The 25,237-nt window shown below is 70.8% G+C and carries 25 protein-coding genes; 8 read left to right on the top strand and 17 right to left on the bottom strand.

What is annotated here, in order from left to right; translation table 11 throughout:
* Positions 1–27: 27 nt before the first annotated feature.
* Positions 28–594, top strand: a complete 567-nt coding sequence (locus tag ACFY1U_RS41965; protein WP_351482748.1) for an acyl-CoA thioesterase — start codon at positions 28–30, stop codon at positions 592–594.
* A gap of 45 nt (positions 595–639) precedes the next feature.
* Here the strand turns inward: ACFY1U_RS41965 and ACFY1U_RS41960 are convergent, their stop codons facing one another.
* The gene (locus tag ACFY1U_RS41960) at positions 640–1,797 is read right to left on the bottom strand and encodes an acyl-CoA dehydrogenase (protein WP_390699313.1); all 1,158 of its coding nucleotides are present in this window, start codon (positions 1,795–1,797) and stop codon (positions 640–642) included.
* Positions 1,798–1,986: 189 nt separating this feature from the next.
* On the opposite strand from ACFY1U_RS41960, the gene ACFY1U_RS41955 reads away from it, so the two are divergent.
* On the top strand, positions 1,987–3,330 hold the full coding sequence (locus tag ACFY1U_RS41955) for a UDP-glucose dehydrogenase family protein (RefSeq protein WP_390699312.1): 1,344 nt from the start codon (positions 1,987–1,989) through the stop codon (positions 3,328–3,330).
* A gap of 112 nt (positions 3,331–3,442) precedes the next feature.
* On the opposite strand, the gene ACFY1U_RS41950 is transcribed toward ACFY1U_RS41955, so the two are convergent.
* Positions 3,443–3,943, bottom strand: coding sequence for a CGNR zinc finger domain-containing protein (locus ACFY1U_RS41950; RefSeq protein ID WP_390699310.1), 501 nt, complete (start codon positions 3,941–3,943; stop codon positions 3,443–3,445).
* Positions 3,944–4,025: 82 nt separating this feature from the next.
* Here ACFY1U_RS41950 and ACFY1U_RS41945 point away from each other — a divergent pair, with 82 nt between their 5' ends.
* Together ACFY1U_RS41945 and ACFY1U_RS41940 are read left to right on the top strand one after the other, a co-directional pair.
* On the top strand, positions 4,026–4,385 hold the full coding sequence (locus ACFY1U_RS41945; RefSeq protein ID WP_390699308.1) for a VOC family protein: 360 nt from the start codon (positions 4,026–4,028) through the stop codon (positions 4,383–4,385).
* 14 nt (positions 4,386–4,399) lie between these two features.
* The gene (locus ACFY1U_RS41940; protein ID WP_390699306.1) at positions 4,400–4,789 is read left to right on the top strand and encodes a VOC family protein; all 390 of its coding nucleotides are present in this window, start codon (positions 4,400–4,402) and stop codon (positions 4,787–4,789) included.
* Here ACFY1U_RS41940 and ACFY1U_RS41935 read toward each other — a convergent pair.
* The 4 genes from ACFY1U_RS41935 to ACFY1U_RS41920 form a co-directional block, all read right to left on the bottom strand.
* Positions 4,776–5,903, bottom strand: coding sequence for a dipeptidase (locus ACFY1U_RS41935; RefSeq protein ID WP_390699305.1), 1,128 nt, complete (start codon positions 5,901–5,903; stop codon positions 4,776–4,778). The genes ACFY1U_RS41940 and ACFY1U_RS41935 overlap by 14 nt on opposite strands.
* 219 nt (positions 5,904–6,122) lie before the next feature.
* On the bottom strand, positions 6,123–7,307 hold the full coding sequence (locus ACFY1U_RS41930) for a dipeptidase (RefSeq protein ID WP_390699304.1): 1,185 nt from the start codon (positions 7,305–7,307) through the stop codon (positions 6,123–6,125).
* Positions 7,308–7,312: 5 nt separating this feature from the next.
* On the bottom strand, positions 7,313–7,840 hold the full coding sequence (gene purE, locus ACFY1U_RS41925; RefSeq protein WP_390699302.1) for a 5-(carboxyamino)imidazole ribonucleotide mutase: 528 nt from the start codon (positions 7,838–7,840) through the stop codon (positions 7,313–7,315).
* Complete coding sequence (locus ACFY1U_RS41920) at positions 7,837–8,976, bottom strand: 5-(carboxyamino)imidazole ribonucleotide synthase (RefSeq protein ID WP_390699300.1); 1,140 nt, start codon at positions 8,974–8,976, stop codon at positions 7,837–7,839. Before ACFY1U_RS41920 ends, purE begins: the two co-directional genes overlap by 4 nt.
* A gap of 196 nt (positions 8,977–9,172) precedes the next feature.
* On the opposite strand from ACFY1U_RS41920, the gene ACFY1U_RS41915 reads away from it, so the two are divergent.
* Positions 9,173–9,688: a GtrA family protein gene (locus ACFY1U_RS41915; RefSeq protein WP_390699299.1), complete on the top strand. Its 516-nt coding sequence runs from the start codon at positions 9,173–9,175 to the stop codon at positions 9,686–9,688.
* Between the two features lie 127 nt (positions 9,689–9,815).
* On the opposite strand, the gene ACFY1U_RS41910 is transcribed toward ACFY1U_RS41915, so the two are convergent.
* Together ACFY1U_RS41910 and ACFY1U_RS41905 are read right to left on the bottom strand one after the other, a co-directional pair.
* Positions 9,816–11,090: an ATP-binding protein gene (locus tag ACFY1U_RS41910; protein ID WP_390699298.1), complete on the bottom strand. Its 1,275-nt coding sequence runs from the start codon at positions 11,088–11,090 to the stop codon at positions 9,816–9,818.
* A 71-nt stretch (positions 11,091–11,161) separates the two neighbouring features.
* Positions 11,162–11,839 carry a response regulator transcription factor gene (locus ACFY1U_RS41905; protein WP_030941720.1) on the bottom strand — a complete coding sequence of 226 codons (678 nt, stop codon included), beginning with the start codon at positions 11,837–11,839 and terminating at the stop codon, positions 11,162–11,164.
* A gap of 301 nt (positions 11,840–12,140) precedes the next feature.
* Between ACFY1U_RS41905 and ACFY1U_RS41900 the strand changes: the two genes are divergently transcribed.
* On the top strand, positions 12,141–13,679 hold the full coding sequence (locus ACFY1U_RS41900; RefSeq protein ID WP_390699296.1) for a peptide MFS transporter: 1,539 nt from the start codon (positions 12,141–12,143) through the stop codon (positions 13,677–13,679).
* A 72-nt stretch (positions 13,680–13,751) separates the two neighbouring features.
* Here ACFY1U_RS41900 and ACFY1U_RS41895 read toward each other — a convergent pair whose 3' ends face one another.
* The 8 genes from ACFY1U_RS41895 to ACFY1U_RS41860 form a co-directional block, all read right to left on the bottom strand.
* Positions 13,752–14,114, bottom strand: coding sequence for a hypothetical protein (locus ACFY1U_RS41895; RefSeq protein ID WP_390699294.1), 363 nt, complete (start codon positions 14,112–14,114; stop codon positions 13,752–13,754).
* Positions 14,115–14,125: 11 nt separating this feature from the next.
* The gene (locus tag ACFY1U_RS41890; RefSeq protein WP_390699293.1) at positions 14,126–15,406 is read right to left on the bottom strand and encodes a hypothetical protein; all 1,281 of its coding nucleotides are present in this window, start codon (positions 15,404–15,406) and stop codon (positions 14,126–14,128) included.
* On the bottom strand, positions 15,403–16,482 hold the full coding sequence (locus ACFY1U_RS41885) for a hypothetical protein (RefSeq protein WP_390699292.1): 1,080 nt from the start codon (positions 16,480–16,482) through the stop codon (positions 15,403–15,405). The genes ACFY1U_RS41890 and ACFY1U_RS41885 overlap by 4 nt, the downstream gene beginning before the upstream one ends.
* Positions 16,479–17,315: a hypothetical protein gene (locus ACFY1U_RS41880; protein ID WP_390699291.1), complete on the bottom strand. Its 837-nt coding sequence runs from the start codon at positions 17,313–17,315 to the stop codon at positions 16,479–16,481. Before ACFY1U_RS41880 ends, ACFY1U_RS41885 begins: the two co-directional genes overlap by 4 nt.
* A 158-nt stretch (positions 17,316–17,473) precedes the next feature.
* The gene (locus tag ACFY1U_RS41875; RefSeq protein ID WP_390699290.1) at positions 17,474–18,154 is read right to left on the bottom strand and encodes an LPXTG cell wall anchor domain-containing protein; all 681 of its coding nucleotides are present in this window, start codon (positions 18,152–18,154) and stop codon (positions 17,474–17,476) included.
* A 184-nt stretch (positions 18,155–18,338) separates the two neighbouring features.
* Positions 18,339–19,601 carry a serine--tRNA ligase gene (gene serS / locus ACFY1U_RS41870; RefSeq protein ID WP_390699288.1) on the bottom strand — a complete coding sequence of 421 codons (1,263 nt, stop codon included), beginning with the start codon at positions 19,599–19,601 and terminating at the stop codon, positions 18,339–18,341.
* Between the two features lie 332 nt (positions 19,602–19,933).
* The gene (locus tag ACFY1U_RS41865) at positions 19,934–20,461 is read right to left on the bottom strand and encodes an ATP-binding protein (RefSeq protein ID WP_390699287.1); all 528 of its coding nucleotides are present in this window, start codon (positions 20,459–20,461) and stop codon (positions 19,934–19,936) included.
* A 259-nt stretch (positions 20,462–20,720) separates the two neighbouring features.
* Positions 20,721–21,098, bottom strand: a complete 378-nt coding sequence (locus tag ACFY1U_RS41860) for an STAS domain-containing protein (RefSeq protein WP_390699363.1) — start codon at positions 21,096–21,098, stop codon at positions 20,721–20,723.
* Between the two features lie 237 nt (positions 21,099–21,335).
* Between ACFY1U_RS41860 and ACFY1U_RS41855 the strand changes: the two genes are divergently transcribed.
* Both ACFY1U_RS41855 and ACFY1U_RS41850 read left to right on the top strand, forming a co-directional pair.
* Positions 21,336–22,265, top strand: coding sequence for an RNA polymerase sigma factor SigF (locus ACFY1U_RS41855; protein WP_390699285.1), 930 nt, complete (start codon positions 21,336–21,338; stop codon positions 22,263–22,265).
* A 186-nt stretch (positions 22,266–22,451) separates the two neighbouring features.
* Positions 22,452–24,044, top strand: coding sequence for a ricin-type beta-trefoil lectin domain protein (locus tag ACFY1U_RS41850; RefSeq protein ID WP_390699284.1), 1,593 nt, complete (start codon positions 22,452–22,454; stop codon positions 24,042–24,044).
* A gap of 13 nt (positions 24,045–24,057) precedes the next feature.
* Here the strand turns inward: ACFY1U_RS41850 and hutI are convergent, their stop codons facing one another.
* Complete coding sequence (gene hutI, locus ACFY1U_RS41845) at positions 24,058–25,230, bottom strand: imidazolonepropionase (RefSeq protein WP_390699283.1); 1,173 nt, start codon at positions 25,228–25,230, stop codon at positions 24,058–24,060.
* Positions 25,231–25,237: the final 7 nt, after the last annotated feature.

Raw genomic sequence — 25,237 nt, 5'->3', positions numbered from 1 at the left:
ATGTCGCCTCGGCATAAGGTGGAGGCCATGACAGACCAGGCCCCCGCCACGGAATCGGACACCTCGGATATACCGGAGGTCCCTGGCAAGCCCACCTCGGCGTCCCGCACCACGCTCAGTCACATCATGACGCACAACGACACGAATCTGCTGGGCACGGTGCACGGCGGCGTGATCATGAAGCTGGTGGACGACGCGGCGGGCGCGGTGGCCGGCCGGCACAGCGGCGGCCCCGCCGTCACGGCGTCGATGGACGAGATGGCGTTCTTGGAGCCGGTCCGCGTCGGCGACCTGGTCCATGTCAAGGCGCAGGTCAACTGGACCGGCCGGACCTCGATGGAGGTCGGGGTCCGGGTCCTGGCCGAGCGCTGGAACGAGTCCACCCCGCCCACCCAGGTCGGCTCCGCCTATCTGGTCTTCGCCGCGGTGGACGCCGACGGCAAGCCCCGCCGGGTGCCGCCGGTGCTGCCGGAGACGGAGAAGGACCGGCGCCGCTACCAGGAGGCCCAGATCCGCCGCACCCACCGACTGGCGCGGCGGCGGGCGATCATGGAGCTGCGCGAGAAGCGGGCGGCGGAGGGGCTGGACGACTGAAGGGCGCCCACCGGGGACGCCCTTCACCGCGCAGCAGACCGGCCGTTACGGCAGGTTCCGCGCCATCACGATGCGCTGGACCTGGTTGGTGCCCTCGTAGATCTGGGTGATCTTCGCGTCGCGCATCATGCGCTCCACCGGGTAGTCACGGGTGTAGCCGTACCCGCCGAGCAGCTGCACCGCGTCCGTGGTGACCTCCATGGCCACGTCGGAGGCGAAGCACTTGGCGGCGGCGCCCTGGAAGGTCAGGTCCTTGTCGCCGCGCTCCGAGGCGGCCGCGGCCTGGTAGGTGAGGGCGCGGGCGGCGGAGACCTTCATCGCCATGTCGGCCAGCATGAACTGGATGCCCTGGAAGTCGGCGATCGGCTTGCCGAACTGCTTGCGCTCCTGGACATAGCCCTTGGCGTAGTCGAGGGCGCCCTGCGCGACACCGAGGGCCTGCGCGGCGATCGTGATGCGGGTGTGGTCGAGGGTCTTCATCGCCGTGGCGAAACCGGTGCCCTCCTCGCCGATCATGCGGTCGGCGGGGATGCGGACGTTGTCGAGGTAGACCTCGCGGGTCGGGGAGCCCTTGATGCCGAGCTTCTTCTCCGGGGCACCGAAGGAGACGCCCTCGTCGGACTTCTCGACGACGAAGGCCGATATGCCCTTGGAGCGCTTGGCGGGGTCCGTCACGGCCATCACCGTGTAGTACTCGGAGACACCGGCGTTGGTGATCCAGCGCTTCACGCCGTTGAGCACCCAGTGGTCGCCGTCGCGGACCGCCTTCGTCTTCATGCCGGCCGCGTCCGAGCCCGCGTCCGGCTCGGAGAGGCAGTACGAGAACATCGCGTCGCCCTTGGCGAGCGGGCCCATGTACTTCTTCTTCAGCTCCTCGGAGCCGGAGAGGATCACCGGCAGGGAGCCCAGCTTGTTCACGGCCGGGATCAGGGACGAGGAGACGCACACGCGCGCGACCTCCTCGATCACGATGACCGTCGCCAGCGCGTCGGCGCCCGCGCCGCCGTACTCCTCGGGGACGTGCACCGCGTGCAGGTCGTTCGCGACGAGGGCCTCCAGGGCCTCCTGCGGGAAGCGGGCCTCCTCGTCCACGACGGCGGCGTACGGCGCGATCTTCGCCTCGGCCAGTGAACGGATCGCGTCGCGGAGCATGTCGTGCTCCTCGGACGGGCGGTACAGGTCGAAGTCAGCCGATCCGGCCAAGGTTTCTCACGCTCCAAGGACGCTTCTGACGCACTGTGGTGATGGCGCTAATTACCGTTAAGTAACTCAAATTTTAGGGGGCCGCCCACCGGAGTGATACGTGAGCTTGGCGACAGCGGGAAAGTTGCCCGCAGAACCGCCCGACTATGCTCGGCTCGGCACCAACCACGTCCCCCTTCTGGAGCACCCATGGCCCTCAGGATCACCGTGATCGGCACCGGCTATCTCGGCGCGACACACGCCGCCGCGATGGCCGAGCTGGGCTTCGAGGTGCTCGCCCTGGACGTCGTACCGGAGAAGATCGAGAAGCTGGCGCGGGGCGAGGCACCGATGTTCGAGCCGGGCCTCGACGAGCTGCTGCGCAAGCACGTCGCCGGGATCGAGGGGTCCACCGGGCGGCTGCGCGTCACCATGGACTGGGCCGAGGTGGGGGCCTTCGGCGACGTCCACTTCCTGTGCATCAACACCCCGCAGAAGCACGGCGAGTACGCCTGCGACATGTCGTACGTCGACTCCGCCTTCGCCTCGCTCGCTCCGCATCTGACCGGGCCCGCCCTGGTCGTCGGCAAGTCGACCGTGCCAGTGGGGTCCGCCGACCGGCTGGCCCGCTTCCTCGTCGAGAACTCCCCGGCCGGCGAGGACGCCGAGCTGGCCTGGAACCCGGAGTTCCTGCGCGAGGGGTTCGCCGTCGACGACACCCTGCACCCCGACCGGATCGTGGTCGGGGTGCGCAGCGAGCGGGCGGAGAAGCTGCTGCGCGAGGTGTACGCGACGCCGGTGTCCGAGGGGACGCCGTTCGTCGTCACGGACTTCCCGACCGCCGAGCTGGTGAAGACGTCCGCGAACTCCTTCCTCGCCACCAAGATCTCCTTCATCAACGCGATGGCGGAGATGTGCGAGGCCTCCGGCGGCGATGTCACCAAGCTGGCCGAGGCCATCGGGTACGACGACCGGATCGGCAAGAAGTTCCTGCGGGCGGGGATCGGGTTCGGCGGCGGCTGTCTGCCCAAGGACATCCGGGCCTTCATGGCGCGCGCCGGTGAGCTCGGCGCCGACCAGGCGCTGACCTTCCTGCGCGAGATCGACTCGATCAACATGCGCCAGCGCGGGCAGATGGTGGAGCTGGCGCGGCAGGTGCTCGGCGGCGGCCCCTTCCTGGGCAAGCGGGTCGCGGTGCTCGGCGCCACCTTCAAGCCCGACTCGGACGACGTACGCGACTCCCCCGCGCTGAACGTCGCCGGTCAGATCCACCTCCAGGGCGGCCAGGTCACCGTGTACGACCCGAAGGGCATGGACAACGCCCGCAAGGTCTTCCCGACGCTCGGCTACGCCGACACGGCGCTGGATGCCGTGCGCGGCGCCGACGTGGTGCTGCACCTGACCGAGTGGCGGGAGTTCCGGGAGCTGGACCCGGCGCAGCTGGGCGAGGCCGCGGCGGCCCGGGTGATCCTGGACGGGCGCAACGCCCTCGACCCGGAGCTGTGGCGCAAGGCGGGCTGGACGTACCGGGCCATGGGACGCCCCACCGCGTAGACACCGAACTCCGGCTCATGGACATGAACGACGCCGGTTCGGCCGAGGCTCAGTCGGCCGAACCGGCGTCTTGTTGCATTCTGCACCACCGGCCCGTGGCGCTGCCGGGGAACTACTTCGCCCGGTACCGGCGCATTTTCGCGCGCGCCCCGCACACCTGCATGGAGCACCAGCGGCCGCGGCCGGCCGGGCTGCGGTCGTAGTACGCCCAGTGGCAGGTGACCGACTCGCAGGCCTTCAGGCGCAGCCAGGTACCGGCGACGAGGGAGTCCGCGACGGCGGCGGCGACACGCGAGAGCAGGGGGTCGGCGTCGGCGGGCGCCAGCGCCGCCGAGCCGTCCGCGGTGTCGACGGTCAGGCGCAGGGGCGCCGAGGCCAGCAGCTCGCCCAGGGGCGTCACCGTGGCGTGCGGCGGATGACCGGCGTGGGCGAGCAGCACGGCGCGCAGTGACTCGCGCAGCTCGCGTGCAGCCGCCACCTCGCCCTCCGAGAGACCGAACCGCTCCCGGCCGTCCGCCGTGTCCAGCGCGTCGGCGCCGGACTCGAGGTCCAGCGTGTTCACCAGGGACTCGACGAGCACCAGGCTCCCTGGCGCGGCCGATCTCTCACTCATGCTTGCGACGTTACCTCCAATGAGGCAGCATGCAGTAACCGTTACTGCATGACCGCATCTACAGGTAACTCAGGAGGAAGTCATGGCTCTCGCCACACTGGGCGCCGTCGTCCTGGACTGTCCCGACCCGAGCGCGCTGGCCGGGTTCTACGCCGAGGTGCTGGGCGGCACCGTCGAGACGGAGGACGGCTGGGCGGACCTCACCACCCCCGACGGCCGGGCACTGGCCTTCCAGGCCTCCCCCGGCTTCGTCGCCCCCGAGTGGCCCGCGCCCGCCCAGTCGCAGCAGTTCCACCTGGACCTGACCGTCGAGGACCTGGACGCGGCCGAGGCGGGTGTGCTGGCGCTCGGCGCCAAGCCGCTGGACGCCGACGACCGCTCGCGCACCTGGCGGGTTTACGCGGATCCGGCCGGGCACCCGTTCTGTCTCTGCGCCTGCTGAACCGGGAGGACACCATGCCAGTGGCCCGCTTCCGCTCCGTCGTCCTCGACTGCCCCGACCCGCGCGCACTCGCCCGCTTCTACGCGGGTGTCGCGGGCGGTACGCCCGAGGAGGAGGACCCCGACTGGGTCGTACTGCACGTCCCCGCGGGGCCCCGGCTCGCCTTCCAGCGGGCGGAGGGGCTCACCCCGCCCGAGTGGCCGCGCGCGGACCGCAACGCGCAGCAGTTCCACCTCGACTTCGACGCGGGGTCGACCTGGGAGGAGATCGACGCGGCGCACGAGAAGGTGCTGGCGCTGGGGGCGCGGCCGCTGGACCTGGAGGACCGGGAGAAGAAGGACTTCCAGGTGTACGCCGACCCGGCGGGGCATCCGTTCTGCCTGTGCCGGATCAGCGAACCGTAGACCGGCGGTCGGCTTCCGCGATCGTCGCCGTCGAGGGCTCCCGGCGCTCCTGGAGCGCGCGGGCCGTGAAGTCGGCCGTACGCAGGACGCGCTGCACGTTTCCCCAGGTCAGCAGGGCTACATCGGGCTCGGACCAGCCGCGGTGCAGGAGTTCGGCGATGAGGTGCGGGTAGCAGGAGGCGTCGTCCAGGTCCTGGGGGTGGGCGGTGCCGGCGTCGTAGGTGCCGGCCAGGCCGACGCAGTCCGGGCCCGCCACCTCGCGCACATGGTCGAGGTGGTCGGCGACGTCGTGGACGGTCGGCCCCGTCTGGTCCGGTGTCAGCGGCACCATGCACAGGCCCTTGGCGGCGCCCAGCCGGGTGAGCAGGTCGTCGGAGAGGTTGGCCGGGTGGGGGCGCAGGGTGGCGGCGGCTGAGCGGGTGAACAGGACCGGCGCCCTGGAGACCGCCAGGGTGCGGCGGACCGTGTCGGAGGAGGCGCCGGAGAGGTCGGCGAGCACACCGAGCCGGTTCATCTCCCGCAGGACTTCCTCGCCGAACCGGGTGAGCCCGTCCTCGCTCGCCCAGGACACCCCGGAGAGGGTGAGGACGCGCAGGCCGAGGGTGTGCAGGGCGCGCAGGATGCCCAGGGAGTCGCCGAGCGCGGCGGCTTCGGCGGGACCGAGCAGCACGGCGATACGGCCGCAGTTGTGGGCGTCGGTGGCCTGCCCCGCGGTGCAGACGAGGCGCAGCCCCTCGGGGTGGGCGCGCGCCACGATGTTCACGAGGTCCAGCTGCTCCAGGGTCGCCGCGACGATCCGGTCCCCGTCGATGCCCTCCGGCAGGTGCAGCGACCCGAACAGCATGCCGACGTGCCCCTCCTGCAGCCGCGGCACATCCGTCTCGACATCGCTCTCGCCGAGTTCCAGGTCGTACCAGGACAGATGCCTGAGGGCCCACGGGAGCCCGCTGTAGCCGTCGGCGACGGGATGGACGGCGAGGATGGCATGGGCGCGTTCCACGGGGTCGGCGCCCGGATCGGAGACGGGCTGGTAGGGCCCGGCCTGGAAGGGGTCCGGCAGGCCGATGCCGTCAAGCTCCCCGATCTGCAGTTCGTCGTCCTGGAGGTCTGCCATGGCGGGCTCCGTACGTCGTGAATCGTCCCCAAGGGGTACGGTCACCGTCGCACGGGGGCACGGGGCGCTTCCTGATGAGTGGGGCGTTCGGGGGTACGGGGCGCGGCTCAGCGCTCCTGAGCCGCCTCGGTGACCTCGTCCAGGGCTGGGCAGCTGCCGCCGGTGTCTGATGGACGTGGGCGGGGCGGACGGCTGCACCGGCCACCCCGCCCTGGCCGGTCAGCCGTCCAGCGACTCGATCGTCGCGTTGGACGCCGGGCGGGTCGTCCGGAGCTCGCGGGCCACGTCCTCCGCCGCGCCCAGTACCCGTACCGAGTTCTGCCAGGTCAGCTTGGCCAGGTCGGGCCTCGACCAGCCTCGGTCCAGGAGTTCGGCGATCAGGTTCGGATAGCCCGAGACATCGCCGAGGCCGTCCGGGGTGAAGGCCGTGCCGTCGTAGTCGCCGCCGATGCCGAGGTGGTCGATGCCGGCGACCTCGCGCATGTGGTCCAGGTGGTCGGCGACCGTCGAGACCGTGGCGACCGGGCGCGGGTTGCGCTCCTCGAAGGCGCGGTGCACCTTCATCGCCTCAGGGGTCGTGTCGAGGTGGTGGAAGCCGTGCGAACGCAGGTTCTCGTCCGCGGCTGCCGTCCAGTCCACGGCCGCCTGGAGGACGAACTTCGGCACGAACGTCACCATCGCCACGCCGCCGTTCCCGGGCAGCCGCTCCAGCACGTCGTCAGGGATGTTGCGCGGGTGGTCGCAGACGGCCCGGGAGGAGGAGTGGGAGAAGATCACCGGCGCGGACGTGGCGTCCAGCGCGTCGCGCATCGTCGTCGCCGCGACGTGCGAGAGGTCGACCAGCATGCCGAGGCGGTTCATCTCCCGGACCACCTCGCGGCCGAAGGCCGTGAGGCCGCCGGCGTTCGGCTCGTCGGTCGCCGAGTCCGCCCACGGGTTGTTGTCGTTGTGGGTGAGCGTCATGTAGCGCACGCCCAGCCCGTACAGACCGCGCAGCGTGCCGAGCGAGCAGGCGATGGAGTGCCCGCCCTCCGCTCCCATGAGGGAGGCGATACGGCCGTCCCTGCGCGCCGCCTCCATGTCGGCGGCCGTCAGCGCGGGCGCCAGATCCGCCGGGTAGCGCGCCAGCAACTGCCGTACGCAGTCGATCTGTTCGAGCGTCGCGGGCACCGCGTCCGGCAGATCGGAGCGGACGTACACCGACCAGTACTGCGCACCGACGCCTCCCTCGCGCAGGCGCGGGATGTCGGTGTGCAGATGGGCGTTCTGGTGTACGGCGATGTCGCGGGCGTCCAAGTCGTAGCGGACTTGCTTGCGCAGCGCCCAGGGCAGGTCGTTGTGGCCGTCGACGACCGGGAACTCGCCGAGGAGTTCCCGGGCCGCCTCCAGCGCGGCGGAGGTCATCGGCGTCACTTCCCGGAGCCGAAGCCGAAGCCGCCCGACCCCTCGACCTTGGCGCGCAGACGCTTGCCCTTCTCGGTGGCCTGGTCGTTCAGTTCCTGCTGGAACTCCCGCATGCGGCCGAGGAGTTCGTCGTCCTGTGTGGCCAGGATGCGGGCCGCGAGCAGACCCGCGTTGCGGGCGCCGGCGACGGACACGGTCGCGACGGGCACGCCGGCCGGCATCTGCACGATCGACAGGAGGGAGTCCATGCCGTCCAGGTACTTCAGCGGCACCGGGACGCCGATGACCGGCAGCGGGGTGACGGAGGCGAGCATCCCGGGGAGGTGGGCGGCGCCTCCGGCGCCCGCGATGATCACCTTGAGCCCCCGCTCGGCGGCCTGCTCGCCGTACGCGATCATCTCGCGCGGCATGCGGTGCGCGGAGACGACGTCGACCTCGTAGTCGATCTCGAACTCGTCGAGGGCCTGGGCGGCGGCCTCCATGACGGGCCAGTCGGAGTCCGAACCCATGACGATGCCTACAACGGGGCTCATTCGGTGATCGTGCCTCTCAGGTAACCGGCTGCGTGACGTGCGCGCTCGAGGACGTCGTCCAGGTCCTCGCCGTAGGTGTTGACATGGCCCACCTTGCGGCCGGGCTTCACGTCCTTGCCGTACATGTGGATCTTCAGCTGGGGGTCGCGGGCCATGCAGTGCAGATACGCGGAGTACATGTCCGGGTAGTCGCCGCCCAGGACGTTGACCATCACGGTCCACTTGGCGCGCGGGCGCGGGTCGCCGAGCGGAAGGTCGAGGACGGCGCGGACGTGGTTGGCGAACTGCGAGGTGATCGCCCCGTCCTGGGTCCAGTGGCCGGAGTTGTGCGGACGCATCGCCAGCTCGTTGACGAGGATGCGGCCGTCGCGGGTCTGGAACAGTTCGACGGCGAGGTGGCCGACGACGTCCAGTTCCTTGGCGATGCGCAGCGCCATCTCCTCCGCCTGCAGGGCGAGGGTCTCCTCCAGGTCGGGCGCGGGCGCGATCACGGTGTCGCACACGCCGTTCACCTGCCGGGACTCGACGACCGGGTAGGCGACCGCCTGGCCGTGCGGGGAGCGCACGACGTTCGCCGCCAGCTCCCGTACGTAGTCGACCTTCTCCTCGGCGAGGACCGGGACGCCCGCGCGGAACGGGTCCTCGGCCTCGGTCACGTCGTCGACGACCCACACGCCCTTGCCGTCGTAGCCGCCGCGGACCGTCTTGAGGACGACCGGGAAGCCGTCCCCTTCCGCCGCGAAGGCGGCCACGTCCGCCGGATCGGTCACGATCCGGTGCCGCGGGCACGGCACCCCGATCGCGTCGAGCCGCGCGCGCATCACGCCCTTGTCCTGGGCGTGCACGAGCGCGTCGGGGCCCGGGCGCACCGGGATGCCGTCCGCCTCCAGCGCCCTGAGGTGCTCGGTGGGTACGTGTTCGTGATCGAAAGTGATCACATCGCAGCCCCTCGCGAACTCACGCAGCGTGTCGAGGTCGCGATAGTCGCCGATGACGACATCGCTGACGACCTGCGCCGCGGAGTCCTGAGGGGTGTCACTGAGGAGCTTGAACCTGATGCCGAGCGGGATGCCTGCCTCGTGTGTCATACGAGCGAGCTGGCCTCCGCCGACCATGCCGACTACCGGGAACGTCACGCCCCTAGGGTATCGGCCACGCCACGGCGACCGGTTTCCGGCCTTTTCCGGCGCCTCTTACTCCCGCCTTCCCGGGCTTTTCCGGTCCTCTTGCCCACCTCTATCCCGTCTGTGAACGCAACGACAGGCGATTGAAAGGGCGGGTGGTTAGCATGGCTGAGTTGACGAAACCGACCGAATGGGGGCCTGCACGGCCATGGGACATGGTTCCGCCGGGCTGCGAAGGCTCGCACACGAGGTTGCCAAGTTCGGTGCGGTGGGTGCCCTGGGCACCGTCGTGAACTTCGGAGTCTCCAATCTGCTGTGGCATCTCACGAGCCTGCAGGCCGTACGCGCCAACGTGATCGCCACCGTCGTCGCGATCGGTGTCAACTACCTGGGGTTCCGCTACTTCACCTACCGTGACCGCGACAAGAGCGCCCGGACCAAGGAGCTCTCCCTCTTCCTGGCCTTCAGCGCGGTCGGCCTGGTGATCGAGAACGGCATCCTGTACGCGGCCATCTACGGCTTCGGCTGGGACAGCTCGCTGGAGCGCAACATCTTCAAGGTCGTCGGTATCGGACTCGGCACGCTGTTCCGGTTCTGGTCGTACCGTTCGTGGGTGTTCAAGGCCCTGCCCGCCCACGACGCCGTCGCCGACGCCGAATCGATCCTGGAAGAGGCCGAAACGGCCGAGGCCCGCCGCCCCAAGCCCAAGGCCCGCGTCAGCTGAAGCGCCCCCGAAGGGGCGCGGGGCCGTACCGAATGTGCGGGCGGCTGCCGCCGCGCGGGCGCGACCAGCCACGACGCAGCCGCAGACGACCGACGGCACATCGCGGCATTCACCGCGGAGCGAACCCTCACCGGACCATCGGTTCCTCGTCCTCCGCCGGCGGCCGCTTCAGCGGGGTGCGCGACAGGAACAGGCCGAACACCGGCGGCTGGGTCTGCAGCATCTCCAGGCGCCCGCCGTCCGCCTCCGCCAGGTCCCGCGCCACCGCCAGCCCGATGCCCGTCGAATTGCGTCCGCTGATCGTGCGCTCGAAGATCCGCGCACCGAGGTCGGCGGGCACGCCCGGTCCCTCGTCGGTGACCTCCACGACCGCCTGGTTGCCGGTCACGCGCGTGCGCAGCGCCACCGTGCCACCGCCGTGCATCAGCGAGTTCTCGATCAGCGCCGCCAGCACCTGCGCGACCGCGCCCGGTGTGCCGACCGCCTGCAGATGCCGCTTGCCGGAGCTGACGATCGCCCGCCCGGCCTGGCGGTAGGCGGGCCGCCACTCGGCGAGCTGCTGCTGGATGACCTCGTCGAGGTCGAAGGAGACCGCGTTGCCGGTGCGGGGGTCGCGGGAGTTGGTCAGCAGCCGCTCCACCACGTCCGTCAGGCGCTCGACCTGGGTGAGGGCGACGTTGGCCTCCTCCTTCACCGTGTCCGGGTCGTCGGTGAGGGTGATCTCCTCCAGCCGCATCGACAGCGCGGTCAGCGGTGTACGCAGCTGGTGGGAGGCGTCGGCGGCCAGGCGCCGCTCGGCGGTGAGCATACGGCCGATGCGTTCGGCGGAGGAGTCCAGCACGTCCGCCACGCGGTCCAGCTCGGGGACGCCGTACCGCTTGTGGCGCGGCCGCGGATCGCCGGAACCGAGCCGCTCGGCGGTCTCGGCGAGGTCGGTGAGCGGGGAGGCGAGGCGGTTGGCCTGCCGGATCGCCAGCAGTACGGCGGCCACCACGGCGAGCAGCGCGACCAGCCCGATGATCAGCAGCGTGCGGCCGACCTCCCGGCTCACGGTCGAACGCGGCTCCTCGACGACGACCCGCTCGCCCTCCTCGCCGGTGGCCCGGCCGCGGATGACGTCACCCGCCGGCTTGGTGCCGAGCGCGATGGACGACTGCCCCGGGATCTGGATCACGGCGTACCGCTCGCCCGTGACCTGCCCCTTCAGCACCTCCGCGCTGACGGGCCCCGCCCCGATGAGCCGGCTGTCCACGATGCTGGCCAGCCGCTGCGCCTCGGAGCTCACCCGCTCCTGGGCGCTGTTGCTGATGGTCCGCGTCTCCACGATGACGAGGGACACACCGAAGACGGCGATGACCACGAGCACGACGGCAAGCGTGGACTGAATGAGACGACGACGCACGAGGCCCTCCGGGCAGTGGCTTTACGACGACCAGTGTGCCTCGGGGCCCTGCCGACTCCGACCGGCTCCCGCTAGCTCTTCTCGAACCGGAAACCGACACCGCGCACGGTGGCGATGTACCGGGGGTTCGCCGCGTCGTCGCCCAGCTTCTTGCGCAGCCAGGAGATGTGCATGTCGAGGGTCTTCGTGGACGACCACCAGGTGGTGTCCCACACCTCGCGCATCAGCTGGTCCCGGGTGACGACCCGGCCCGCGTCCCGCACCAGCACCCGCAGCAGGTCGAACTCCTTGGCGGTGAGCTGGAGTTCCTCGTCCCCCATCCACGCCCGGTGCGACTCGACGTCGATCCGCACGCCGTGCGTGGCGGGCGGCTGCGCCGGCTCGGCCGCACCGCGCCGCAGCAGGGCCCGGACACGGGCGAGCAGTTCGGCGAGCCGGAACGGCTTGGTGACGTAGTCGTCGGCGCCCGCGTCGAGGCCGACGACGGTGTCCACCTCGTCGGCCCGCGCGGTCAGGATGAGGATCGGCACGGTGTGGCCTTCGGCGCGCAGCCGGCGGGCGACCTCGAGGCCGTCCATGCCGGGCAGACCGAGGTCCAGCACGACCAGGTCGATGCCGCCGGCGTTTCCGGCGTCGAGCGCGGTGGGTCCGTCCTCGCGCACCTCGACCTCGTAACCTTCCCGGCGCAGGGCGCGGGCCAGCGGCTCCGAGATGGACGCGTCGTCCTCGGCGAGCAGTACACGGGTCATGAGGTGATGGTAGTCCGCTCTTGACAGGTGCTGTGGTGTGATCGGCACCCGTGATTCTTACCTTCGGCCGCTCCGGGGCGGGCCTGGGTCTGTGCGGTGCGATCATCGAAGAGACCTTGGAATAGGCGTGTATGGTTCCACCTTCACCTGTGATCCCTGTCTCAAGTCCTTCCATATCCGGCACTGTCCTGCCGTATGGTGAAACAACGCCTGTAGCACTGCGGGGACCTTTGGCAACCATTTGACGCCGAAGGTCTCTTTTGTGTGCGGTAAACCCCCACCAGCACAGCAAGGAACGACCATGGCGTCCAGCCTGACGAAGGACTCGGTCCGCCCGGACACCCCCAGCTCCGAGAAGACCTTCTTCGGCCACCCCCGCGGACTGGCCACCCTCTTCATGACCGAGATGTGGGAGCGGTTCTCCTACTACGGCATGAAGGCCCTGCTCACCGTCTACCTGCTCTCCGGCGGCCCCGGCGCCGGCAAGGGGAGCATGGGCGGCGGCCTGGCCATGGACGTGGCCACCACCACGGTGATCGTCTCCGTCTACTCGGCGATGGTGTACCTGCTCGCCATGCCCGGCGGCTGGCTCGGCGACCGCGTCTGGGGCCCCCGCAAGACGGTGACCATCGCGGCCGTCACGATCATGGCCGGCCACATCACGCTGGCGCTGCCCGGCGGTCAGGCACCGTTCTTCGCGGGTCTGGCGCTGGTCGCGGCCGGCTCCGGTCTGCTCAAGGCCAACATCTCCACGATAGTGGGCCACCTCTACGACGGCCCGGACGACCCGCGCCGTGACGGCGGCTTCACGATCTTCTACATGGGTATCAACGCCGGTGCGTTCTTCGCCCCGTTGGCCATCGGCACCGTCGGCCAGGAGGTCAGCTGGCACCTGGGCTTCGGCATGGCCGCGGTCGGTATGGCGATCGGCCTGGCCGCCTTCCTGATCGGCACCCGCAACCTGAACCCGAAGAGCAGTGTCGTCCCCAAGCCCCTGGCGGCCGAGGAGCGCGCTGCCTGGCTGCGCAAGGGCCTGCTCTGGCTGATCGCCGCGACCGCCTTCTACGGCGTCGTCGGGTTCACCGGCCACTTCACCCTGAACTGGGCGATGATCCCGCTCACCGTCATCGGTCTGGTCATCCCGGCCGGTGTGCTGCTGCGCATCAAGCGGGACAAGGAGCTCAACGCCACCGAGCAGTCGAAGATGACCGGCTACATCTGGTTCTTCGTCGCTGCCGCCGTGTTCTGGATGATCTACGATCAGGGCGCGTCAACGGTCCAGGCGTTCGGCGAGGGCAAGGCCGCCCACTCGATGCTCGGCTTCGACTTCCCGACCTCCTGGTACCAGTCGCTGAACCCGCTGTTCATCATGGCGCTGGCCCCGGTCTTCGCCTGGATCTGGGTGTGGCTGAACCGCAAGGGCCAGGAGCCCAGCACCATCGTGAAGTTCTCGATGGGCCTGGTTCTGATCGGCGTGTCGTTCTTCTTCTTCCTGATCCCGCTCGCCATGGCGGCGAACGGCACCGCGGTCAGCCCGATGTGGCTGGTGGGCATCTACTTCATCCAGACCGTGGGTGAGCTGTGCCTGTCGCCGGTGGGTCTGTCGGTGACGACGAAGATGGCGCCGGCCAAGTACGCCAGCCAGATGATGGGCGTGTGGTTCCTCGCGGTCACCGCGGGCGATTCCATCACCGGCCTGCTGTCCAACCCGGCCATCGCCGGAGTCGACCTCGGCGGCACGGGCGCCGTGTTCGGGGAGGCGGCCCTCGCGGCCCTCGCCGGCTTTGCGGTGTGGATGTACCGCCGGAAGGTCAAGGCGCTGATGGGTGACGTGCACTGACGCACCGCCGTACGAACGGCTGAGGGCCGCCGCACATGATGTGCGGCGGCCCTCAGCCGTTGTGTCCGTCGGTCACTTCGTCTCGACCGACCAGGACCGGGTGAAGCTACGGAACCCGCACATCACCGTCGACTTCTCACCGGGGTTCTTCCAGGGACCCCACAGGTACCACGGGATGGTGTGCTCGGCGCCGGCGCCCACGCCACGGATCACGTCGCAGACGTGCTTGACCCGCTGCTTGTGCACGGTCTTGCCCGCAGCGGACTTCTTGCACGACGACGTGGCCTTCGGCCGGCCGAGGTCGAGGTGCACCTCAGCGGTGCACTTGTACTTGGCCCCGGCCGCCTCCGCGGTGCCCGCAGTGGCCAGGCCGGTCCCCGTCGCCATGAGAACGGCGGCGAGCGTGGCGCCCGCCGCCTTCTTCCCCCAGATCATGGAACGGCAGGTCAGTGGGGGTTTCGCCGCGGCATGAACGTGAACACCGCGCCGCCCAGCAGGACCGCCGTCCCCGCCACCAGGCCCAGGGCCTTCAGGGCGCCGTGGTCGCTGGAACCCGTCTCGGCGAGGCCGCCCGTACCGCTGCCGCCGCTGCCGCCGGAAGTCGACGAACCGCCCGACGCGCCGCTCGCCTGCTGTGTCGTGTCCAGGGTCAGGGAGACCTCGGTTCTGTCGGGCTTGCAGGTGGTCGTCGTGCCCAGGGCGTTGATCGTGAGGACGCCAGGGGAGAGCGTCGACTTGCCGTCCGCGCCCGGCTTGTAGGTGCCCGTCAGGTCGGGGATCTCGATGGGTTCGCCGGACTTGATGTCCTTGGAGTTCGTCGGGCCCTCGACATGCACCGTTCCCTTGTCGGCGCCGCCCAGGACCACCTCCATCGACGGCTTGACCGAGCCCTTGGGGATGTCGGCCGGGCTGTCCATCACGGACTTCTTGAACTGCACGGTGAGGTCGAAACTCCCGCCGTTCTTCTTTGCGTCGATCTGGATGGGCGAGGTCGCCTTCTTCTCGCCGATGGGCGACTGGCAGGTGTACGGGATGTCGACCTCTTTGCCGGTGAAGTCGGTCTGGTCGCTGCCGGTGCCGTCGCCGGCGGAGGCCGACGCGGACGGTGGGGACGACTGCGAGGCCGAGTCCGTCGGCTCCGGTGTCGTGCTCGACGAGCTTGTGCCGCCCGGCGACACCTGGATCGTCGCCGCCTTCTGCACGGTCTCCTTGGGCGTGCACTTGGTGTCCGTCGACATGGCGTTGACGGTGTAGGCGTCCGGGGTCAGCGTCACCTCGCCCGGTGCCGTCAGCTTCAGGGTGCCCTTCATGTCGGACAGCACCATGGCGCCGCCCTTGGGGATGGCCGGGTTCGTGCGCGTGCCCTGCATGGCGATGTCGGCGGCCTGCGCGCCGGCCGCCTTCAACACCCCGGAGGGCTGGACCGAGTTGGCGGGCAGGTCGATGATGTCCGGGTTCTTGGAGGCGGCCTGGACGAACTTCCATACGACGTCCACCGTGTCGCCCACCTTGGCGGTGGCCGGCGCGGTGATCTCGACCTTCGTGGTGCCGTCGACGGGAGTGATGCCCGCGGGCGGCACGCAGTGCGTCGCGAACGACACCTCCGCGGCCTGCGCGGGTCCGGCGGCCAGGCCCAGCAGGATGCCTGCGGAGCCCAGTACCAGGGCGGCGCCCGCCGCACCCGCTCTCCCGCTGCCGACCGGTGTGACTCTCCTGCGCTTTCTCACGGGGGTCCCTTCCTGGTGGGAGTCGTAGGACTCGTCGGGCTGTCGTCGTGGTGCGGTGCGGAGAGCCGACCGGCCGTGCCCGGATCGGAGTCCGGGGTGAACCACGGCAGGGTCGAGTTCGAGGGGGGCTCCTGAGCCGCCTTGGGACTGAACTTCGGCATGCGCAGGGCCAGTTCGGGCAGGCGGAGCCCTCGGTGCCGCAGACCGCCGGCGCGGCGCGGCCGTACCCGGTCCACGACCGCCATCCCGGCGCGGAACAGCGCGGCCGGCACGACCACGCAGACCAGCAGCCAGAACAGGGTCACGCCCCAGGGGCGGCCCACGCCCCAGGGCTGCTCGGCGAGGACCTTGCCGCCGTACTTGAGGGAGACGGAGTAGTCGCCGTGCGCTCCCGCCGTCAGCTCGACGGGGAGTTCGATCTGCGCCTTCTTGCCGGGTGCGATGGTGCCGCGCCACTCCTGGTCCTCCCACTGCGGGGCGAACACCCCGTGGGAGGTGCCGAGTTGGAAGACCGGGTTCTTGATCGCGGCGGTGCCGGCGTTGCCGACGGTGAAGTCGAGGGTGCGCGAGGGCGGCGCGCCGAACCAGGTGAGCAGGCCGCTCGACCCGTCGAGCCGGGTGTCCGTGAGGACCGACAGCTGCCCGCCGGACGGCTCGGCGGGCAATGGTTCGACGGCGTGTCCGGCCACCTGGAAGACCGCGTCCGCCTGCGCCTTCGCGCCCTCGACCGTCGCCACGTGCACCACGCACGGGCACGGCACCGGCGGCTCCGCGACCGGCAGCTTCTTGCTGAAGGAGCCCTCGGCGTCGGTGGTGACGGCCCTTCCGTCCGAGTTGGCGCAGGAGTTGGTGCCGCCGATCACGCCCCGCGACGGCGTCGCCTGTCCGCAGATCAGCATCATCAGCAGGGCGTGCGAACGCCAGCCGCTGCCGCTGACGGTGATCGAACCTCCGGTGCCGGCCTGGGACTTGGAGACCCTGACGGTCGGCCCGTCCGCCGCAGCCGTGCCCGCCAGGGGCAGCACAAGCAGCGCGAGCACCGCGAGCAAGGCCGTGATCCGCAGCTTGCCGTTCACGTCATCGCTCCCGTCAACTCGTCGTCCGCACACGGGGATTCGAGCGCCTCACCGTCGCCCGCAGGGCGCCTACGACGTCGTAGACCTCGTACGAGAAACAGCGCGCCCCCCGCCACCACCGCGCCCGCGACCCCCGTCACCGCTCCCCACGGCACGAAGAGCGCCGACGCACCGGCCGAGTCGTGCGCGCCGCCCGCCGCCGTCACCGTCAGCCGCACATCGACCGAGTCCAGGGCGGGACGGTCGGACCAGGGTTCGGCGAGATGAAGGCGCTGCCCGGGCCGCAGGCGGACCGGCAGCGCCCGCGGGGCCCGGTCGAGGACCGGCCCGAAGACGCCGTCGCCCTGCACGGCGAGGCTCGGCACGAGCACCGTGGTGCCGCGATTGACCAGGTCATACGTGATGCGACCAGCACGCACGGCCACGTGCTCCACGGTCAGCGCGGACAGCGCCGGCCCACCCACCCGCAGCCGAACCGGAACCGCGGCCCGCCGGCCGTCCTGGTCACGGGCAATGATCTCGCCGCGGCGATCACCACGCGCACTCACCGCGAACGGCACATCGGCCCGGGTCCGCGCGGGCACCCGCACCCGGGCAGCGGCAAAAGCGACCGGAACCCCGCTCCCGCTCAGCCGTACCGTGACCACCCGCCCACTCCGGTTGACCACGGACACCGTGTCCTGCAGGACGGCCCCGGGGGCGCCTTCGGCGTAGAAGGACGGGCGTCCGCCGCCTGAGGGCACGAGCGCCCACCCGTCGGCGGCCGAGGCCGACGGAGCGGCGGTCATGACGAGCAGCAGGGACACGAGCAGGACACGGGCGGCAGATGTCATCCGGCGGCTCCAGTAGTCGTGCGGCAGAGGTATCGGAGGTCGGGTGCAGTCCGCTGCGGGTCCGGCAGCGCCCCTCAAGGGGCGCGGGGAACTGCGCGACCAGCCACGACGCCGCCGCAGACGACCGACGACGTATCGCGGCACAACCGGCGAAGCGCCTAGCGGCGGACCGCTTGATTCCGCCGAGTCACCCACAACGCCCCGGCCGCTCCGGCAAGGAGCACCGTGCCACCCAGCGTGCCAAGGGCGATCGCCGAGTCATCAGGCCCGGTCTGCGGCAGGGAGCCGCCGGAATCCGTACCCCCCTGACTGCCCCCGGCGGAGCCCCCCGCAGCCGTCACATCAAGGGTCAGCGCAGGCCCCGGATTGTTCGACGGCGTGCACGTGGTCGTCGTACCGAGCGCCTTGATGGTGAGCACGCCCGGTGTGAAGGTGACCTTCCCGGTCTTCTTCGGCGTGTACGTGCCCGTCAAGTCGTTGATCTTGATGGGGGTGTTGGCGGGGATCGCCGCCTGGTTGGCCGGCCCGGAGACCGGCACCGTGCCGCTGTCGGCGCCGCCCAGCACGATGGTGGCGCTCGGGTTCATCGCGCCCTTGCCCAGTTCGACCGGGCTGGAGGAGACGCCCTTCTGCCACGACATGGTGAGCTTGTAGCCGCTGCCGCTCTTGACGCTCTTGATGTCGATGGGCGAGACGGCACTCTTGTTGCCGATCGGGGTCTTGCACTGGTAGTTGACGTCGACGACCGTGGCCTCGGCTGCGGGGGCGGCGAGCAGCACCGCCGAGCCGGCCAGGGCCGCGGCGGACGCGAGCGCGGCGGTTCGATTCCGGTACGACACGGTTCCGCTCCCTCTTCGAGATCCTCGGGTCTTCTCCGCCAATTCCTGACGGCACATCAGATTCGGCCGTCAAGGTACGCCCGGGCCCTTGAGGAGGGAAGAGAAGGTGCGCGCCGGAGTTGTGGGGATCCGGCGCGCACGAGAAGGGGTTCGAGTGGAGGGGGTGACCGTGGGTAACCCTGGGCTAGAGCGCCCGCAGGACGTCCGGCACCCCCCACCGCCGCAGCACCTCAGGCACCGCCGCCGTGCCGTCCGCCCGCTGGTGCTGTTCCAGGAGCGCGGGCAGCAGGCGGCTGGTGGCGAGGCCCGAGGCGTTGAGGGTGTGCAGGTAGGCCGGCTTGCCGCCGCCGGCCGGGCGGTAGCGCATGGCGCCGCGCCGCGCCTGGTAGTCGCGGGCGTTCGACACCGAGCTGACCTCGGCGTACGCCCCCAGGCTCGGCAGCCAGACCTCCACGTCGTACGTCTTGGCCTGGGCGGGGCTGGTGTCCCCGGCCGCGAGTTTGGTGACGCGGTAGTGCAGACCGAGTCCGGCGACCAACTCCTCGGCGCGGGCGAGCAGTTCGAGCTGGGCGGCGTCCGAGTCCCCGGGGCGCGTGTACTGGAACAGCTCGACCTTGTTGAACTGGTGGCCGCGCAGGGTGCCCCGGTCCGCGGTGCGGTGGGCGCCGCTCTCCTTGCGGTAACAGGGCGTGTAGGCGACGTACTTGAGCGGCAGCTCCCGCTCGTCGAGGGTCTCGCCGCGGTGCAGGTTGGCCAGGGCGGTCTCGGCGGTGGGGAGGAGGAAGTGCTCGTCCACGCGGAAGACCTCGTCGGCGAACTTCGGGAACTGTCCGGCCGTATAGCCCGCTTCGTGGGTGAGCAGGTGCGGCGGCAGCACGAACTCGTAGCCCGCCCGGCGGTGGGTGTCGAGGAAGTGGTTGAGCAGCGCCCACTCCAGGGCGGCGCCCTCGCCCCGGTAGATCCAGTAGCCGCTGCCCGCGAGTGCCGCGCCCCGCCGGTAGTCGACGAGGCCGAGGTCCTGGGCGAGCCGGACATGGTCCTTGGGTGCGAAGCCGAACGCGGGCGGGGCGCCCACGGCCCGTACGACCTGGTTGTTCTCCTTGCCGCCCGCGAGGACGTCGTCGTCCGGGAGGTTGGGCAGGGCGTCGAGGAAGTCCTGGTGCCGGCGCGCGAGCCGGTCGAGCCCGGCCTCGGCCTCCGCCAGCCGGCCGGCCAGGGCCGCGGCGGCGGCCCGGAGCTCCTCGGCGGCCTCACCTGCCCGCCGTCGTACGGCGATGTCCGCCGAGATGCGCCGGCGCTCGCCGCGCAGGCGCTCCACGGCCGTCCGGGCCTCGCGGAAGGCGGCGTCCAGGGCGAGGAAGGCCGGGATGTCGGCGTCCACGGCGCGCTTGCGCAGCGCGTCACGGACGGTGTCGGGGTGCTGTCGGATGAGGGTGACGTCGAGCATGGTGCGCGCTCCGTCCGGTTCTGCCGGAGCGGCACGCACCGCCCCGGGGAGGGTCCCTCGGGGCGTGGGCGAGAGGGTGCTCGCGGTGCCACCACGCCTTCACCGCCGTACGTACACGCCTGACGGCCGTACGGCGGTCTCGTTCTGGCCCGGTGACGGGGGCCGGCCGGCGGGGCATTTCCTCCCCGCACTCGGGAGTGGATTCACCTCGGGACGCGAGACTGCCCTCACAGCCTGAGGCAGCTCTCTCGGCTCGCGTGGACCTCGGGTACTTGTCTCCGTCAACGCGTTGCAGACGAGCGTAGAGGGCATGCCCGACCGGCGGAAACGAATTACGCCGGGGCGCCCAGCTCCGCCCACACGGTCTTGCCGGTCACTCCCGGTGTCCGTACGACGCCCCAGTCCAGACAGAGCCGCTGCACGATGAACATGCCGTGCCCGCCGGGTCGGCCCGCGCGGTGCGGGGTGCGGGGTGCCGGCTGGCCGGAGCCCTTGTCCGAGACCTCGATGCGGATGACCTTGTTGTCGCAGGCGATCCACAGCTGGTCCGGGCCCTCGGCGTGCAGACAGGCGTTGGTGACCAGCTCGGAGACGACGAGCAGCACGTCCTCGGCGGCGGCCCGCTGGTCGGCCGTGGCGGCGGGCAGCCAGCCCCACGCGTACAGCGCCTGGCGGGTGAAGTCGCGGGCGAGCGGCACGACGGCGCTCTCGCCGTCGAAGCTCAGCCTGCGGACCTGGCCGCCGCCCCCGGACGACGCGGGCTCAGCCGACGACGGGGCCTCGTCGCCCTCGGACGCCCCGGAAGCGCCGCTCGGCTCCGAGCCGCGGTCGCCCGGCGAGTAAGGCCGGGTGGTGCTCATCAGCGCTTCACCTCACCGATTCACCGATTCACCAGTTCATGATTCAAGAGTCAGTACGTACCTCGACGGTGGATCCGCCGCTGTGCCGTCGACACGTTGCTGCCGACATGTTCAGGTTGTCCCTGCCGACAGGATGTCTCCTGCCCGACCGAACCGGCAGAACACCCCCCTATTCGGCCGGGAGGGCGTGGCGCCCGGAAAATGCCGGTCACACAGGGGCCCGAGGGGCAGGACACGGCGTCGGGCGCGGCGGCCGGGCTCAGCCGGATTCCCCGGCCAGGGCCGCCTCGAGCGTGTCATGGACGGTGAAGACCGCTTCCGCCCCGGTGATCTCGAAGACGCGCGCCACCACGGGCTGCATCCCCGCGAGATGCACCCCGCCCCCCGCGGCCTCCGCCTTGAGGCGTGCGCCGAGCAGCACATTGAGTCCGGTGGAGTCGCAGAACTCCAGCCGTGTGCAGTCCACCACCAGCCGGCTGAATCCCTTGGCGAGGCATTCCTCGAGTGGCTCACGCAACAGATCGGCGGTGTGGTGATCCAACTCACCCACCGCGGTCACGACGGCGCTGGAGCCCTCTTCCCTGACCTCCACCAGTAGCCGGCCAGACTGTGCGCTGCCGACCGTCCCGCGGTCCATGCCGTCTTTCTCCCGACGTCGTGGCTGCTGACTCACGCCCTCGAACACTACGCCTTCCTCACACTCTCCGACACCCGAACAACCGCACGCAAACGGACATACCCGCACATAATGCACTTGCGGCGGGTGTGGGAAAGCGGGTAGGGCTAGTAGGGATACGTAACCGACACGGCCGGCTTTGGAGGCGCCGCACACCGCAGTGCACGCACTGGCTTCGGCAGCCATATGCCGAGAACGATGGAGGACATCATGTCACCCCGGCTCGACGCATCGCATACCCAGGAGGCGACGTCGACATCCCCTCCGGAACATCTGGATCCCATCGAGAGCATCGAGAGCAACGACCCAGACACGCTTGCCGGACTGGCAGGCCTTCCGGAGATCCCCCCGTACGACGAAGTGGGACCGGTAGACGCCCGAGCGCTCTCCAAGACCCTCTTCGAGCGCCTTGAGTCCCTCGAGGAAGGCACGCACGAATACTCGTACGTCCGTAACACCCTCGTCGAACTCAACCTCGCGCTGGTCAAGTTCGCCGCCTCCCGCTTCCGCTCACGGAGCGAGCCGATGGAGGACATCATCCAGGTCGGCACGATCGGCCTGATCAAGGCGATCGACCGGTTCGAACTGGCGCGGGGTGTCGAGTTCCCCACGTTCGCCATGCCGACCATCGTCGGCGAGATCAAGCGGTTCTTCCGCGACACCTCGTGGTCCGTGCGCGTACCGCGCAGGCTGCAGGAGCTCCGGCTCGACCTGGCCAAGGCCGGTGACGAGCTGGCCCAGAAGCTCGACCGGGCGCCGACGGTGGCCGAGCTCGCCGAGCGCCTGGAGCTGACGAAGGACGAGGTCGTCGAGGGCATGGCGGCGTCGAACGCGTACACCGCCTCCTCGCTGGACGCCCAGCCCGAGGAGGACGACGCCGAGGGCGCGCTCGCGGACCGGATCGGCTACGAGGACCACGGACTCGAAGGCATCGAGTACGTCGAGTCGTTGAAACCGCTGATCGCCGAACTCCCGCCCCGGGACCGGCAGATCCTCTCCCTTCGCTTCGTCGCGGGCCTGACCCAGTCCGAGATAGGCGACGAACTCGGCATCTCTCAGATGCATGTGTCGCGGCTGCTGTCGCGGACGCTGATGCGGTTGCGCAGGGGCCTGACACTCGAGGAGTGACGGTCTGCCCTGCCTCGGCTTTCTGAGCGCGGTCCGTCCGGTTACCCGGGCGGGCCGCGCTCAGCCGTTCCCTGGGTTACCCACAGAAACTCTTTCCCCAGAGGTTTCCATCCATCACTATGGGCCCCCATACCCGCCGGTAGGTCAGAGTCCGGGCGGGCTGCAAGGGTGCAAGGAGGCGGGCGGATGGCTCGGGCCGACGGGACCGACGACGGAGTCGAGACCGGGGGCGGCCGGGGGTCTGGGGGTATCCCCCAGAAAGAGGTGCATGCGGGCGCGTCCGACGCGCGGCTGACCGAACTGCTGCGCACCAGCACCCCCACGCTCTATCCGGCCCTGCAGGAACTCCGCGCCCGCCATCAGCCGTCGGTCCTCGCCTACGCCCGGCTGTGCACGGCGAGCGAGACCGCCGCACGGGACCTGGCCGCGCAGGCGTTCACCCTGGCGGTCCGGCAGACGGCACGCGGCACGGAACCCCTGGTCCCCCTCCGACTTCACCTCCTGCTGCTGACCGGGCAACTTGCCGCATCCTGGGCGACCGCCGGTCGAGCCGGCGGTCTCGACCCGGGCCTGCTGCTCGCCTTGACCGCGGCCGGCTCCGACGTCCCCGTACCGCCCCTGCTCACCGCCTTCCGGTCGCTTCCGTCCCGTGCCCAGGGCCTCGTCTGGTACGGCGTCGTGGAGCAGGAGGCGGAGGACAGGACGGCGGCCTTCCTCGGCCTGACCCGCGAGGACGTGGGCCACGAGACCGCCTCCGCCCTCCAGGCCATGGGCCAGGCGTGTCTACGCTCCCGCCTGGCCGCCTCGGCCGACCCGCGCTGCGGCAACTTCGGCCGGCTCATCGAGGAGTCGGTACGGCCCCACAGCCCGCGCACCAGCGCCGACCTGCGGGCCCACATGGTGCACTGCGTCCACTGCACGACGGCCTACGAGGAACTGTCGGCCCTGCGCGACGCGCCACGCACCGCGCTGGCCGAGGGCCTGCTGCCGTGGGCGGGCAAGGCGTATGTCACGACGCCCGAGGAGGCGCCGCGCCCCAGGGCCCGTGCGGACGTCGCGCCGTGGCCTCCCTCGCGGCGCCTCCTGCTGACCTCGATCGCCGTCGGGGTGGCCCTGGCGCCCCTGATCGTCTTCCTGCTCTCCCAGGCCGCCGCACCGTCCTCGCCGTCCCAGGAGGCGGCGGGCGCGGTGGGTACGCCGACGATCCCGGCGCAGGTCACGGTCACGGCGACGGTCTCCGCCGCCCCTTCGCCGTCACCGTCACCCTCGGCGAAGAGCAAGTCGCCGTCACCGACGCGGAGTTCAGCCCCCTCCAAGCGGCCCTCGAAGTCGCCTTCGAAGTCTCCGAAGCCTTCCCCCTCCCCCACCCACGCCCCGGACGGCACGTTCGCGCAGATCGTGAACGTCGCCACCGGCCGGTGCCTGGACGTCCGCGACGGCGACTTCCAGAACGGCACGGACGTCGTCACGGCCCCCTGCTCCTCGTCCCGCACCCAGCGCTGGCGCGTCGACTCCGGGCGCGGGGTGGTGCAGTCCTCGGCCGACCCGGACTTCTGCCTGGACAGCCGGGGTGATGTGGACCGGGGCGTGGGCATCTGGACCTGCGACTCGGTGTACAGCAGGAACGGCCAGAACCTCATGTTCATGGTGGACGCCGACGGTGTGATCCGGCCCGCGATCGCCATCGAGACGGCGTTGACGCCGTACGGGGACGACGGCCTGTCGCTGCGGCCGCTGGACGGCGGTGCCGAGCAGCGCTGGCGGGCGGGGGCCTCCTGACCCGGAAGCCCGGTCAGACTTCCCGGACGCCCCGGCGCCACACCCCGGTGACCAGCGGCACACCCGGCCGGTAGGCGAGGTGGACGTGGCTCGGGGCGTCGAGGGTGATGAGGTCCGCGCGGGCGCCGGGACTCAGGCGGCCGACGTCGTCCCGGCGCAGGGCCCGGGCGCCGCCCGCGGTGGCCGCCCAGACCGCCTCGTCCGGGGTCATCCCCATGTCCCGTACCGCGAGGGCGATGCAGAACGGGACGGAGGAGGTGAAGGACGAGCCCGGGTTGCAGTCGGTGGAGAGGGCGACGGTGACGCCCGCGTCGAGGAGACGGCGGGCGTTCGGCCACTCGGCGCGGGTGGAGAACTCGGCGCCGGGCAGCAGGGTGGCGACCGTACGGCTGCCCGCGAGCGCGTCGACGTCCGCGTCCGTCAGATGGGTGCAGTGGTCGGCGCTGGCCGCGTCCAGTTCCACGGCCAGCTGGACACCGGGGCCGTAGGAGAGCTGGTTGGCGTGGATGCGCGGGTGCAGGCCCCTGGCCTTGCCCGCGGTGAGGATCGCGCGGGCCTGGTCGCCGTCGAAGGCGCCCTTCTCGCAGAAGACGTCGATCCAACGGGCGTACGGCGCACAGGCGTCGAGCATCTCGCCGGTGACCAGAGCGACATAGCCGGCGGGGTCGTCGGCGTAGTCGGGGGACACGATGTGGGCGCCGAGGTAGGTGACCTCGTCGGTGTGGGCGGCGGCGATGCGCAGGGCGCGGGATTCGTCCTCGGTGGTCAGGCCGTACCCGGACTTCGTCTCGAAGGTCGTGGTGCCCTGGCGGAGGGCCTCGGTGAGATAGCGGGTGAGGTTGGCCTCCAGTTCCCCGTCGCTCGCGGCGCGGGTGGCGGCGACGGTGGTGCGGATGCCGCCCGCGCTGTAGGACCGCCCGGACATGCGGGCGTTGAACTCCTGGGTCCGGTCGCCCGCGAAGACCAGGTGGGAGTGCGAGTCGACGAAGCCGGGGAGGACCGCCCGGCCGCCGGCGTCGACCCGGTTGTCAGTGGCGGGTGCTTTGCTTGATTCACCGGTCCACGCGACCCGGTCGCCGTCGATGACGAGCGCCGCGTCCTGGATCAGTCCGAGGGGGGAGCCGTCACCGAGGGAGGGGTCGTTGGTGACCAGCGTGGCGATGTTGGTGATGACGGTGCTGCTCATCGTCGTG

The organism is Streptomyces sp. NPDC001351 (assembly GCF_042896045.1).
Lineage (GTDB): Bacteria > Actinomycetota > Actinomycetes > Streptomycetales > Streptomycetaceae > Streptomyces.
The sequence above is the reverse complement of the archived record's forward strand: the minus strand, read 5'-3'. Positions and strand labels throughout refer to the sequence as shown.